Here is a 12,619-nt window from a genome sequence, read left to right as displayed (position 1 = left end):
TGCATTGTTAAGCCCGGGCGGCGGGCGCGGAAAAATGCGCCCCTGGCCGCCCCTCGTTGATTGTCATTCCTGTGAATGTGTGACTCGGGGCAGGATTATTCCTGCTGAACGGGGTCGCCATTGAAGGTAGCGGCGTGTCTCCTGGGGGGTCAACGATCCAGTTTCGGCCTAGAGTGATTATGTTTAAATTTGCCAATCGTGTGACGGCGGATGGTGATTGCGCTCTTGTGCCAGGTGGGGGCCTGTGTTAACAAGGACTGCCCATTTGAGATGTCAATGCCCGCAGCGTCCCGTTTTGATCCGAATGGGATTCGGCTCCTCAACCGTCATGTCTCTGAAATTCCGATGTAATTTTGACGAGCTGACTTGGCCGAGATCAGACTCCTGGCCTCAGACATCAAGAATCCCCGTCAGTTCGCCGACGGGGACTCCAAGTTTGTTTGGTATTTGTTTGTCGCCCATTCGGTGCCCCTTTCAAGTCCGATTCGAAATCGAGGCCCTTGGGGACTGGTCGGGGCGAGGCCGCGGTCAAGGTTTGCGTGCGATTCCCGCGTAGGAGGCCGCTTCGGCGTCGGTGATGTTCTCGGCCCCGTCGTCGGGGCCGGGCCGCAACCGTTGGGCGGGGACGACGCCGGTGGGGGGAGAGAGAAGGCCCCAGACGGCGCAGAACCGGGCGATCTCGGCATGGAGCCTGGCCTGGCCGGGCGTGCCGGCGGCGCGGTGGGCGCTGGTGAGGCGGGCGATTCCGTAGTTGTTGGTCTCGTGCTCGTGGGGCGGGATGTTTCCGATCGCTGTGTGGAGGCGCTGGTTGTTGAACCAGTCAACCCATTCCGCAGTGGCGAGTTCGGCGCCACAGGGCCATGTCGAGGGCGTCCAGGACGAGCTTGGCCCGTTTGCTGGTGGCGGGCGGACCAGCCCAGGATCGTGCGGGAGAGGACATCGACGCGCCTCGACGGCCGGTCGAGCTCGGCCGCGAAGAAAGCCGACGCCGCCTTCAAGATCTCGTTCGCGCGACACAGTTCGGCCTTCTCGGCCCGCAGACGCTTGAGCTCCGCGGTTTCCTCCGAGGTGGTGCCGGGCCGCTGGCCGGTGTCCACCTGCGCTATGCGTACCCAGGTCCGCACCGTCTCCGCTGCACCGATGCCCAGCTTTGCCGCGACCGCCTTCATCGCGGCCCACTCGGTCGGGTAGTTCGGGCGGATCTCCTCAACCATGCGCACCGCACGCTCGCGAAGCTCGGGAGGGTAGGGGGACGGACATGCCATGACTCGATCCTCTCGGGGAATCGAGCCTCCATCAGACCCGGAGCGCTTCAGGTATCTCACTGACCACAGCAGCAGCCGACGCTTCACCTTGAGGAGGGTGAACTCGGTGTGGCTGCGGCCGAGTTGCCGGTGAGGCGGTGGTTGAGGTCGCGCAGTCGCGCGGTGCGGGCCTCGCGAGGCCGCCGGGTTGGTGCCCGGCGGCCTTGGTCGCGGTTTGCCGTGCCTCGAACTCGTCCTTGGGGCGCCCCCAGGTCCGGTAGACGGCGGCGCGGGAGACGCCAGCCTCACGGGAGAGCGTCTTGACGTCGCGGGGCCCGCCCTTGGGGATCGGGCCGGCCAACGACCCACTCGTCGACCCGGCCGCCCCATAGGCGCCCCTTGACGACCTTGTCGACCAACCGGTGCCGGGCCAGACCGGTGCCGTCGGCGTCGTCCGTGCGGCGGCAGCCGACCGCCGGCTCCATCAGTTCGCTGGACCGCGACCCGGTCAATGCGGAGGTGGCGACCTTGCTGGCGCGACCGGCGACCCGGATCAAGGCATCAGCGGCTCTGTTCGAGAAGGGCACAGACCAAGGTCAACGCACCAGGCGCAGAGGCACACGATGTGCCCCATTACCCAGGAACCACGTCGCCGTTGGGGCTGTGCCTGAAGTTCGCGGCGTTCAGAATCTCGTGTCGGCAGACCCGGTTGCGGGCTGGCCGGGGGCGAGAAACACTGGAAGCTGTGGCAAACCCCCATCTTCTGATCGAAGACGGAATTCACAGCCTACAGGTACTGCTACCAGGATGCCGACCGTCGCGCGGGCGTGCTACGCGAAGGGAAGTAATTAACCATGGCAACCTCCCTCAAGAACGTTCTCATCACCGGAGCCGGCTCTGGCTTCGGATTTGAAGCTGCCATGCGCTTGGCCCAAAAGGGATTCAACGTGATCGCCGCAGTCGAAATCTATGCGCAGGTCCAGACACTGAAATGGCAGGCAGCTGAACGGAAGGTCGAGCTGCAGGTGGAGAAGCTCGACGTCACCAACGATGGAGATCGGCGCAAGGCTCTCGACTGGGACGTGGAGATCCTCGTGAACAACGCGGGCGTTGGCGAAGGCGGTTCAACCGTCGACATCCCCGGACCGAACATTCGACACCAGTTCGAGGTCAATGTCACGGGTCCTCTTCTCCTCACTCAGGGGATCGCCAAGCAGATGGTCAGACGCGGCGCGGGGCGCATCGTGTGGGTCTCCTCAAGGGAGGGCCTGAACGTCAACCCGTTCACCGGTATCTACTCCGCCTCCAAACATGCAATTGAGGCGATCGCCGAGACCATGGCTTATGAACTGCAGGAGTACAACGTCGAAGTCGCAACGGTCAATCCTGGGCCCTTCCTGACGGGGTTCAACGACCGCATGTTCCAGACATGGGAGAGCTGGGAGGACGCTCCGTCGCAGCGGCTCTTCGACTACTCCAAACTAGCCTTCCCCCGGGCGCAGTTCGACCCCGAGCCTGTCTTCGCCACACTGACAGCCGTGGCCGCCGGCGAGACCGAGAGCTTCCGCAATCTGGAGCCCAAGTCGATGATTGACGAGACCAAGGAGCTCCAGCGGATTCCATGGGAGCGAAAGGTCACCGATGGTCTCGGCACTCGCCACCAGGCCATTAAGAACGCGTACTCGATGGATCCGGAGACGCTGGTTACGGGTTGACCATGCGTCGCGACGCAGTGCCACGCCTCGGCAAGGGTTCTCTCACATGATCGCCCGCAACCCGCTGAAGGGGTATCCATGCCTGTCAAACCGACCGTGCTGCAGGATCGCAATCGAAACCGTGGCACCGCTTACACTCTGGACGAGCGGGCTGAACTCGGAATCACCGGACGATTGCCGGCCGCCGTCGAGACCTTGGACGAGCAGGCCGACCGCGCCTACGCGCAGCTCGAAGGCCAACCTTCCGACCTGCACAGGTACATCTACCTGAACGAGATTCACGACCGCAACCAGGTGCTTTATTTCAAGCTGCTGACAGACCATCTCGATGAACTCCTACCCGTCGTGTACGACCCGACCGTGGGTGATGCGATCGAACAATGGTCCGTCGACTATCGCGACTCCCGAGCCCTGTACTTGTCGATCGACCGTCCGGGTGATGTAAGGGCCTCCTTCGAGTCACTCGGACTTGGTGCGGACGACGTCGATCTGATCGTTGCCTCCGATGCTCAGGAGATCCTGGGCATCGGGGACTGGGGCGTCAATGGGACTGACATCTCCATCGGCAAACTCGCCGTCTACACGGCAGCGGCCGGCATCGATCCGAACCGGGTGATCGCCGTAAACCTCGACGTCGGGACGGATAACGAGCTGCTGCTCAACAGCCCTTTGTACCTGGGCAATCGGCACGCGCGGGTGACTGGCAAGAGGTACGACGAGTTCATTTCCCGCTACCTTCACATCGCTTCCGAAATGTTTCCACATTCGCTTCTGCATTTCGAAGACTTCGGACCGTCCAACGCCCGCCGGATCCTTGTGGAGAACGCCGATAAGTATCGGATCTTCAACGACGACATGCAGGGGACGGGCGCGATCGTGATGGCGTCGGTATTCTCGGCGCTGAAGGTTACCGGAGGGCGCTGGGCCGATCAGCGGCTCGTGGTCTTCGGAGCGGGCACCGCCGGCACCGGCATGGCCGATCAGATCCACGCGGCCATGCTGCGTGACGGTGCGACGCCGGAACAGGCGAAGAACAACATCTGGCTCGTGGACATCCACGGCCTGGTGACGGACGACATGCGGGACCTGCCCGACTATCAGCGAGTCTACGCGCGGCCGAAGTCCGACGTCGGCAGGTGGGCTGACGACGGTGCCGATCTTCTCACCACGATCAAGCACGTGAAGCCCACCATCCTCATCGGCACTTCGACCGCCCACAACGCGTTCTCCCAAGAGGTGGTACGCGCACTGGCAGAGGGTGTCGAACGCCCTGTCCTGCTTCCTCTGTCCAACCCGACGAGCCGCATTGAGATCATGCCGGCTGACGCTGTGGCCTGGTCTGACGGCCGAGCGTTGATCGCCACGGGTATTCCGGCCGCGCCAGTGGATTACAACGGGATCTCGTACGAGATCGGAGAAGCCAACAACGCGCTTCTGTATCCGGGGCTGGGCCTCGGCGTGATCGTCTCCGGCGCCCGCCACGTGACTGACAGCATGCTTCTTGCCGCGGCGGAGGCTGTCGCCAGTCAGGTCGACATCTCGAAGCCGGGCGCGTCTCTGCTGCCTCCCGTCGCCAACCTGAGGGCATCGTCAGCAACCGTCGCGGTTGCGGTTGCCCGCGCCGCCGCAGAGGACGAGGTCGCAACGAAGTCCCACGGCAATCTCATTCAGGCAGTCCACGACGCTATGTGGCAGCCGGTCTATCCCACGGGGGAGGACTGAAATGGTCACTGACAGCGAGCCGGCCCCGGAGATGAAAGACGTTCCGATCGGGATTCACCGCAGCGGCAGGCGTGAGGAATTCGACAGCATGGGCCCGGTCGAGGTGCCGGCCGACCGCTATTGGGGCGCGCAGACACAGCGGTCCCTGATTCACTTCTCCATCGGTGGCGACCGGATGCCGAAGGCGGTCTATCACGCTTACGGGTACGTGAAGAAGGCTGCGGCCCTCGTCAACGCCGCCGCCGGCCGGCTGCCCGAGTGGAAGCGGCGGGCGATCGTACGCGCGGCGGAGGAAACCATCGCGGGGAAGCTGGACGACCACTTTCCGCTCTTCGTGTGGCAGACGGGATCCGGCACCCAGAGCAATATGAACGTCAACGAGGTGATCGCCAACCGGGCGTCGCAGTTGCTGGGCGGTGCGCTCGGCACCCAGAAACCGGTGGGCCCGAACGACGACGTCAACATGGGGCAGTCCAGCAATGACAGCTTCCCCACCGCGATGCACATCGCCTCGGTGCGGGAGATCGACGACCATCTCCTTCCGGAAGCCCGGAAGCTCGCCCGTTCCATCGAGGGCAAGGCCAAGGAGTGGAACGAGATCGTCAAGATCGGCCGCACACATCTCGAGGATGCCGTGCCACTCACCGTCGGGCAGGAGTGGTCGGGTTACGCGGCACAACTGCACGCATGCATCGAGGAGATCGAGCACGGCCGTGCGGGTCTGCTCGCACTGGCCCTCGGGGGGACCGCTGTTGGGACGGGCCTGAATGCCCCGAGAAATTTCAGTCGTGACGTCGCCGCACAGATCGCCGAGTTGACGGGCAAGCCGTTCGTGACCGCCGAGAACAAGTTTATGGCGCAGGGTTCATTGGATCCCATGGTGCGGGCGCACGCCGCGCTGCGAGGTCTGGCTGTCGCCTTGATGAAGATCGCCAACGACATGCGTTGGCTGGCGTCGGGCCCACGAAGCGGCTTCGCGGAACTGCTGCTGCCCCAGAACGAACCCGGTTCTTCGATCATGCCCGGCAAGGTCAACCCGACCCAGTGCGAAGCCATCGTGATGATTGCCATTCAAGTGCTCGGCGACGACTCCGCAGTGACCTTCGCCGGCAGTCAGGGCAACTTTGAGTTGAACGCGATGCGCCCTGTGATCATCAACAATTTCCTGCACTCCGCTCTCATCCTTGCCGACGGCATGGAAAAATTCCGGAGATTCTCTGTCGACGGCACGGAACTCAATCGCGTGAAAATTGCGAAATATGTGGACGAGAGTCTCATGCTGGTCACGGCGTTGAGTCCGGCCATCGGCTATCAGAATGCCGCGCACATCGCCGAGTCGGCGCTGAGGAACGACCAGAGCCTGAAAGAAGCGGCTCTCGCAAGCGGAATCGTCGACGAGAAGACGTTTGATTCCATCATCGACCCCCTCTCCATGGTCGGACGGGGTACCGCTGGGGCCTGATCGTCGTGGCACAACCGCAGGCGATACGGAGAGCCCGAGAAGCTCGTGCAACGTGGCGCCGTGCGGGTCTCGGGGTCCCGGAGAAGAACAGCGGCCGCCGCGGCCTGGCGGAAGTCGTCCAGCGCGAAGCCGAAGGCCTGTTGTCCGCACCGCTGGAGGGCACCACCTCGGTCCGTTCAGCACCGAGCCCGGCTCGTCCGGCACCCGCGACCTTCTTTTCAACCCGAGAGGTCCGGTGGCGAACAGGGCCTGGGCGGCTGATGCGGACAAGTAAGTCAAGCCTTACTTTCATGGAGATCTATCTGCATAGTGAAGGGCCGAGTCGAGGGGAGCACGGCTTTGCCGCAGTTCAACCAGGGTGCCGTAGGACAGGTCGAGGTGGAGCAGGCCCACGTATCCGCGATGTACAGGCTGCTCGACGAGCGAGTGGTGGATGTACGGGCCCAGCTGGATGACGTACTGAAGTCGTCGGCCGACAGCGCGGGAGAGGTGTACGCGCGTGATGTCGCCGCAGAGCGTCTGGCACGCCAGGTCCACCAGCTCGTGGGGGCCGAGGAGGGGCTGGTTTTCGGCCGGATCGACGGCGCGGACGGCACTGTCCTGCACATCGGACGGCTCGGCCTGCACTTGGGCGACCGGGACCTGCCGCTGCTCGTCGACTGGCGGGCAGAAGCGGCACGGCCCTTCTATTCGGCGACGGGCGTCCACCCGATGGGGCTGCGGCGGCGCCGTCACCTGCGGGTGGAGGAACGCGCTGTGCGCGCGGTGAGCGACGAGCTGTTGGACGGATCCGCGCCCGCGACCGGCGACATCGTCGGCGACGGTCCGCTGACGGAGGCGCTGGAGGCGCGGCGCACGGGGCGGATGCGCGCGGCGGTGGCGACGCTGCAGGCGGAGCAGGACGAGATCGTCCGCTCCCCGCATCCGGGAGTAACGGTGGTGCAGGGCGGACCGGGTACGGGCAAGACGGTTGTCGCGCTGCACCGGGCAGCGTACGTGCTGTATGCCTTCCCGCGCGCCGCCGAGCGCGGTGTCCTGGTGCTCGGGCCGAACGCGCGATTCCTCGACTACGTCTCGCGCGTGCTCCCCTCGCTCGGGGAGAACGACGTGGCCCTGGCGACATGCGGGGAGCTGGCCGGAGTGGTGCCCGCTGCTGTGGAGCCGTCCGACGTCGCACGGCTCAAGGGCAGCTCCGCCATGGCCGAGGCGCTGGAGGGCCTGGTGCACTCCCGGCAGGCGCCTTTGGACTCCCGGTTCGCGGTACGTGTGGGGCAGGAGTGGGCCCGGCTGACGAGCGTGGATGTCGCGACGGCACGAGAGGCTGCGGTGGCGAGCGGCCGGGCGCACAACCAGGCGCGGGAGGTGTTCAAGGAGCACCTGATCGGCATGGTCACGAGCACGCTGGAGCGTGGCACTGCCGAGGCCCTCGCGCACATCGACGCCGAGATCGCTGACAGCACGAGCCTCGACCTCGATGCCGCGGCCGAGGCCGACATGCAGGCCCTCGGCTTCGATGGCGCGGCAGCCGCCGATCCGGCCGAGATGTTCGATGCGGAGGCTCTGCGCGCGAACCTCATGGGCGACGCCCACGCCGAGGGTGCGGTGCAGTCCCTCTGGCCACGGCTGACGTCCGAAACGGTGGTAAGGGCCCTGCTGAGGGACGCTCACACCCTGGCCACGCATCTGCCATCACTCACAGATGACGAACGCGGCCGGCTGCTGCGCTCTGCCGGCGCCCCGTGGACCGATGCCGATGTGGCGCTGTTGGACGAGGCGGCGAACCTGGTGGGCGGGCCGCCGCGGCGAACGTTCGGGCACGTCGTCGTCGACGAGGCACAGGAGCTCACCGCCATGCAGTGGCGGATGGTGCTGCGCCGGTGCCCGGCCAGGTCGATGACGCTGGTGGGCGACTTCGCCCAGGCGGGTCCCGCGACGGCGGCGAGCGACTGGTCCCAGGCGCTGGGCCCGCATCTCGGCACCCGCTTCACCCTGCACACCCTGACCGTCAGCTACCGCACCACCCAGGAGATCCTGGCCACCACCCGCGACCTGCTCGCGCGGATCGCCCCTGGTCAGACGCCGAGCCGGTCCATCCGCCACGGCGAGCCTCCCCGCAGCCTCACCGCACATCCGCACACACTGGGCGCCACCGTGGCCGGAGAGCTCCAGGCCCAGACCGCAGCGCATCCGGGCGACCTGCTTGCCGTGATCTGCGCGGATGCCCGGCTCGATGACATGACGTCAGCCGACGTCACACGGTGGGCGCGGCTCGTGCCGGCGTCCGAGACCCGCGGCCTGGAGTTCGACGCGTGCATTGTCGTCTGCCCGCAGGAGATCATCGAGGCTCGCCCCAGTGGCGAACGTGACCTGTACGTCGCTCTCACACGTGCCACCAAGAGGCTCTGCGTGATCGCCGTCCACCCCGCGTGAACACAGGCCTCATGACGGGACATCACAACACCTGGCTTCGTTCACCTCTGGGGGCAGCGTTTGCCGGGTGTCCCTTCTCGTGAGATCCAGTCGCTGTCTCATCGAACGCAGTCCAACAGGGCATGCCTGTATGCCCGAAGATGTGCGGATGGACTTGGATGACCTGCTGGTAGGCCACTGGAGCAGTGTCCCGTTCTCCTATGGCGTCATGGAAGCCTCTGAGCTCGGGTTCCTCGGCGACGGTTGGGGGTGGAGCTCATGGTTCAACGTCGCCTCGCTGTGCGTCACGCGCTTCAGGTGGCGGTGCCCGGAACCAGGGGTTCTGGAACTGCGTACGCAGTGGACGGTGCAAGGAGCACCCAGCCGGGCGGTCGGCCCCGCAACGTTCGCCTCGGTGGAGCCGGCCGAGTGGCTGGAAGAGGTGACTCACCATCGCTACGTCATCGCCCCGGCTGTACCGATGCCGGGAGCAGAGGCGTTGATGGCAGTCAGCTTCGAGCAGCCAGTGGAGTTCTGTGATCAGTACGCCCGGGGGGCGACACAGATCCGGCGTGAGGAGGACCCCACCCACATCGTGCTGCCCTATCGATAGCCTGGCTCGACTACGTTCGATGAGACGACGACTTCGTTGAGAAATGACGGCAGTGACGTCGCCGGGAACGCAGGGCGGCCAGCTGGCCGTCAGGTCTGCCGGCCGCCGAGGTGCACCGCCGCGCGCACTGGGAGATCGAGCAGTACCTCAACGCGTCTGGGCTGCGGTGCGTCACCGCAGGCCACCGGCTACATGCAGAATTTCTTCACCGGCGAGGGCGGCTTCACGCACAGTGTTGCCCTGGAAGGTCCGTACGGTGCGGGACGCGTGCCTCTCTGATCGCTGCTGCGGGGTGAGGCGGACGCCGCCGCTCTGGTGCAGGAACCGACGGGCGCTCTGCCACTGCCCCCTGAGGCAGCCGTCATACCTTGGTGCGGCATCCGGCCAGGAGGAGGGCGACCATGCCCTTGGCGTCGGCCTGGCCGTAGTCGGGGCCGGTGATGCAGAGGTTTCCGATGGCGCGCAGGAGCGTGTAGGCGGCGACACCAGGGCGAAGTTCATCGGTGGCGGCGCAGGCGTCCAGCAATGACGCGCAGGCAGGGACCAGGGTGTCGAGCATGAGGGCGTGGAGGTTCTCCAGTCCTGGGTCACCGGACCCCAGCGCCGCGCCGAGGCCGTGCTTGGTCACCAGGAAGTCCACGAACGCGTCCGTCCACAGGGCCAGCGCGGTGAACGGCGAGGCGGATTCCTCAAGGAGCCGGGGCGCGAGAGCGGCGCAGGCGTCGATCTGATGCCGGTAGACGGCAGTGACGAGATCCGCGCGGGTCGGGAAGTTTCGGTAGACCGTGCCGACACCGACGCCGGCGCGTTCGGCAATGTCGCGGACGGGTGCCTGGATGCCCCGGTCCACGAAGACTGCCGCAGCGGCCTCCAGCACGCCACTGCGGGTGCGCTGAGCCTGTGCCTGGCGTACCCCGACCGACTCCGGCACGGATGCCTCCCATTGCTCGCGGAACAATGTTCCGCTAATTTGGCGGAACGGCGCTCCGCCAAATTATGGCATCCCGGTACTCGTAGAAAGCGCAGGACCCTCATGTCCTCGTCCCACTCGCTCAGCCAGCAGATCGTCTCGGTCAAGCCCATCGTTGTTCCCTCGCCCGGGCGCGGCATTGACCTTCAGGTCAAGGTCACCGCACCCCGGTCGGGCCGGAACCTGCCTGTGATCGTTTTCTCCCACGGGAACGCGTGGTCACTGGACGGGTACGAGCCCCTCGTCGACCGGTGGGCCGCCGCCGGATTCGTCGTGGTGCAGCCCACCCACCTGGACTCCCGGCGCAACGCCATCGCCTGGGACGACCCGCGCTTCGCCACCATCTGGCGCGTGCGGATCACCGACCTGCACGCAATCCTCGACCACCTCCCAGGCGTCCTGGCCCAGGCCGGCCTGGAGACCCGCGCCGACCGTGAGCGCACTGCCGTGGTCGGCCACTCCTGGGGCGCCCAGACCGCAGGCGCCCTCCTCGGTGCGCGCGTGCTGGACGCCGAGGGTGTTGCGGGAGAGGACTTCTCGCACTCCGCGGTTTCGGCCGGCGCGCTGATCGGGGCGACGGGCACCGGCGACACCCTCACCCCGTTCGCCGCCGAGAACCTTCCGTTCATGAAGCCGGACTTCTCCACCATGACCACCCCGGCCCTGATCGTCGCGGGCGGCAAGGACGACTCGCAGCTCTCCACCCGCGGGCCGGAGTGGTTCACCGACGCCTACCACCTCAGCCCGGCGCCCAAGAGCCTGCTCAGCATCACCGAGGCCGAGCACACCATGGGCGGAATCGCCGGCGAGAAGGTCACCGAGACCACCGACGAGGACCCCGCCCGTGTCGCCCTCACAGCCGACGCGATCTCCGCCTACCTCCGCGCAGCCCTCAACCTCGACGACGCCGAGTGGACCGCCCTCAACAGCACCGCCGAAGGCAGCGACGGTACGTGGAGCCTCGCCAGCAAGTGAGCTCAGCCTGACCGCCGGGGCACGCTCGGCGGTCAGCGGCGAGCGGGGCGGAGTTCGGGACCGAGGCGGCGCCGACGCGCACGCTGGGCCGGTTCGAGGCGCGCGTTGACGCCGCCCGGCCCGTCGGCGCTTCCCTGGAGGAGTTCCAGGCCTCCGAGTTCCGCTTCCCGGTGCGCGGCGGGACCCGTACCACTGGAGCGACTGGTACCTGCTCTCGTGCGTGCTGCTGTCTGGGCCGCCGAGCAGTACGACGCCGCGCTGGTACCCGTCGGCTGCCCTCTCGCCTCACTCGGCGTCGTCGTCCTCGTCCAGCTCGGGCGCGTCCTCGTCGCGGATCTCGTGGCCCTCGGCGCGGAGCTGGGCGACGGCGGCGTCGATGTACTTCGTGGTCCACAGAACGATGGCGTTGAGGACCAGGCCGAGCGCGCCGAGCGGGTCCTCCATCCCGTCGCGGTACGCCTGGTGGATGGTGCCGCGCTTGCGGTGGCACACGTCGCGGGCCAGCTTGTGGCGTGACTCCTGCACGGTGAGCTGGCGGTTCATCTGACGGCGGTAGGTGTCGTCGACCGGGTCGACTACGCGCAGCAGGTCGTGGGCGCGGACCTGTTTGGTGACCAGGGAACCGGCGACCTTCAGCATGTCCGGCCAGTGCGTGATCACCTTGTTCAGGTTCACGCGGTTGCGGTCCAGATCCTCCACCGCGCCGTACGTGCCCGTCTCGACGCCGGGCATCGTGGCCCCCAGAACCGCTGGTCGTCCAGGTCGCGGAACCTGGGTGAGAAGTTGTAGCCGAGGATCTTGAACAGGCCGAACACCGTGTCGGAGTACGAGGCGTTGCCGGTCGCCACCATCTCCGGCTTCACCCCGCCGTCCAGGTTCAGCAGCGCGTCCAGGATGTGCAGGGAGTCGCGCGGGGTGCCCTCATATTCGTTTAGGTGCGGACTGATGACGGGAGTGGGTGAGCACTACAACTCCGTCGACGAACCCGGACCGGATCTGGTGGCGCACCTTCGACATGCTGGTCGACCGCATGAGGCGAGAGTTCAGAGTCCAGGCCAACGTCGGCCGAGCGGCAGGTCGCCCACCGCGAGACCGTCCGCCAGAAGGCCGAGAAGATCGAGTACACCCGCAGGAAACACACGGGCGGTTCCGACCAGTTCGCGCGCGTCCAGATCTCGATAGAGCCGATCGAGTCCGGCGAACCTCGTACGAGTTCGTCAACCAGGCGGCCGGTGGCCGCATTTCGAACGGGGACGTCCCTTCGGCCGACGGCGGTTGCCAGAAGGTGCTACAGCGCGGCGTCCTCGCCGGTTACGGGATGACGGCTGTCCGGGTTGGACCGCCCGCAACGCCTCGCCCGTGTTCCGGAGCCGATGATGGCCGTTGAGGTCACCACCCCGAACAACTCCCTGGACGCCGTTGCCGGCGACGTCGCCTCCCGCCGCGGCTAGGTAAAGACCACGGGAGACCGGGCCAGGCCGACACCAAAACGTAATGAGGGATACTCTC

7 protein-coding genes and 4 pseudogenes are annotated in these 12,619 nt (G+C 66.2%); 7 read left to right on the top strand and 4 right to left on the bottom strand.

Features of this window, described 5'->3' with window-relative positions:
- Positions 1-747: 747 nt before the first annotated feature.
- A pseudogene (locus ACFRKB_RS34145) lies at positions 748-846 on the bottom strand (integrase core domain-containing protein); the annotation flags it as partial.
- A gap of 99 nt (positions 847-945) precedes the next feature.
- A pseudogene (locus ACFRKB_RS34140) lies at positions 946-1,265 on the bottom strand (transposase); the annotation flags it as partial.
- Positions 1,266-2,098: 833 nt separating this feature from the next.
- Between ACFRKB_RS34140 and ACFRKB_RS34135 the strand changes: the two are divergent.
- The 5 genes from ACFRKB_RS34135 (at position 2,099) to ACFRKB_RS34115 (ending at position 9,165) form a co-directional block, all read left to right on the top strand.
- The gene (locus tag ACFRKB_RS34135) at positions 2,099-2,959 is read left to right on the top strand and encodes an SDR family oxidoreductase (RefSeq protein WP_383110497.1); all 861 of its coding nucleotides are present in this window, start codon (positions 2,099-2,101) and stop codon (positions 2,957-2,959) included.
- Between the two features lie 78 nt (positions 2,960-3,037).
- Complete coding sequence (locus tag ACFRKB_RS34130) at positions 3,038-4,681, top strand: NAD-dependent malic enzyme (protein WP_383110496.1); 1,644 nt, start codon at positions 3,038-3,040, stop codon at positions 4,679-4,681.
- A 1-nt stretch (position 4,682) separates the two neighbouring features.
- Positions 4,683-6,143: a class II fumarate hydratase gene (fumC, locus tag ACFRKB_RS34125; protein ID WP_383110495.1), complete on the top strand. Its 1,461-nt coding sequence runs from the start codon at positions 4,683-4,685 to the stop codon at positions 6,141-6,143.
- A 402-nt stretch (positions 6,144-6,545) separates the two neighbouring features.
- Positions 6,546-8,573: a HelD family protein gene (locus ACFRKB_RS34120; protein ID WP_383110514.1), complete on the top strand. Its 2,028-nt coding sequence runs from the start codon at positions 6,546-6,548 to the stop codon at positions 8,571-8,573.
- A gap of 148 nt (positions 8,574-8,721) precedes the next feature.
- Entirely contained in the window at positions 8,722-9,165 is a 444-nt protein-coding gene (locus ACFRKB_RS34115) for a hypothetical protein (protein ID WP_383110494.1), read from the top strand.
- A gap of 361 nt (positions 9,166-9,526) precedes the next feature.
- Here ACFRKB_RS34115 and ACFRKB_RS34110 read toward each other — a convergent pair whose 3' ends face one another.
- Positions 9,527-10,096 carry a TetR/AcrR family transcriptional regulator gene (locus ACFRKB_RS34110; RefSeq protein ID WP_383110493.1) on the bottom strand — a complete coding sequence of 190 codons (570 nt, stop codon included), beginning with the start codon at positions 10,094-10,096 and terminating at the stop codon, positions 9,527-9,529.
- Between the two features lie 102 nt (positions 10,097-10,198).
- Between ACFRKB_RS34110 and ACFRKB_RS34105 the strand changes: the two genes are divergently transcribed.
- Positions 10,199-11,110, top strand: coding sequence for an alpha/beta hydrolase family protein (locus tag ACFRKB_RS34105; RefSeq protein ID WP_383110492.1), 912 nt, complete (start codon positions 10,199-10,201; stop codon positions 11,108-11,110).
- Positions 11,111-11,431: 321 nt separating this feature from the next.
- Here the strand turns inward: ACFRKB_RS34105 and ACFRKB_RS34100 are convergent.
- Positions 11,432-12,030: pseudogene (locus tag ACFRKB_RS34100) on the bottom strand (Tn3 family transposase); the annotation flags it as partial.
- Between the two features lie 92 nt (positions 12,031-12,122).
- Here ACFRKB_RS34100 and fusA point away from each other — a divergent pair.
- Positions 12,123-12,558: pseudogene (gene fusA, locus ACFRKB_RS34095) on the top strand (elongation factor G); the annotation flags it as partial.
- Positions 12,559-12,619: the final 61 nt, after the last annotated feature.

The sequence above is a fragment of the Streptomyces scopuliridis genome (assembly GCF_042790125.1).
In the GTDB taxonomy this organism is placed as follows: Bacteria; Actinomycetota; Actinomycetes; order Streptomycetales; family Streptomycetaceae; genus Streptomyces; species Streptomyces scopuliridis_A.
Note: the sequence above shows the minus strand (reverse complement) of the source record. Positions and strands in the feature narration are given on the sequence as shown.

Bases quoted from the DNA above. Each gene is read 5' to 3' on its own strand.
- ACFRKB_RS34135 (WP_383110497.1), top strand. From the start codon at position 2,099: ATGGCAACCTCCCTCAAGAACGTTCTCATCACCGGAGCCGGCTCTGGC.
- ACFRKB_RS34130 (WP_383110496.1), top strand. From the start codon at position 3,038: ATGCCTGTCAAACCGACCGTGCTGCAGGATCGCAATCGAAACCGTGGC.
- fumC (WP_383110495.1), top strand. From the start codon at position 4,683: ATGGTCACTGACAGCGAGCCGGCCCCGGAGATGAAAGACGTTCCGATC.
- ACFRKB_RS34120 (WP_383110514.1), top strand. From the start codon at position 6,546: ATGTACAGGCTGCTCGACGAGCGAGTGGTGGATGTACGGGCCCAGCTG.
- ACFRKB_RS34115 (WP_383110494.1), top strand. From the start codon at position 8,722: ATGGACTTGGATGACCTGCTGGTAGGCCACTGGAGCAGTGTCCCGTTC.
- ACFRKB_RS34105 (WP_383110492.1), top strand. From the start codon at position 10,199: ATGTCCTCGTCCCACTCGCTCAGCCAGCAGATCGTCTCGGTCAAGCCC.